This is a genomic window from Extibacter sp. GGCC_0201 (genome assembly GCF_017566055.1).
GTDB lineage: Bacteria > Bacillota > Clostridia > Lachnospirales > Lachnospiraceae > Extibacter.
This window is the reverse complement of record NZ_JABFCH010000191.1, coordinates 1-220: the sequence shown is the minus strand read 5'-3', so window position 1 is coordinate 220 and position 220 is coordinate 1. Positions and strand designations below refer to the sequence as shown.

The following is a 220-nucleotide window of genomic DNA, read 5'->3' as shown; positions in this document are numbered from 1 at the left end:
CGTTGATGACTTCTTTCTTGAGGTTCAATGTGGCGAACTGTACCCAGTCGGCTGCCGGGAGGGAAGCACGGTAGTGGATAGTCTGATCGCTGTCTGTCAAGGGGATAGCGGTAAATACGGGAGTTACATTCGCTTTGCCTCTTCGTTTGTTGAGCGCCAGGGTGCGGCGGTATAGCCGATGTGCACGTTCTCCGTTGAGCAGAATTTGAGGTAATTCTGC

1 protein-coding gene is annotated in these 220 nt (G+C 52.7%); it reads right to left on the bottom strand.

Going from position 1 to position 220, the window contains the following annotated elements; translation table 11 throughout:
- Positions 1-220: hypothetical protein (locus HJV72_RS19220; protein WP_208073474.1), on the bottom strand; the 220-nt coding region annotated here is incomplete at both ends.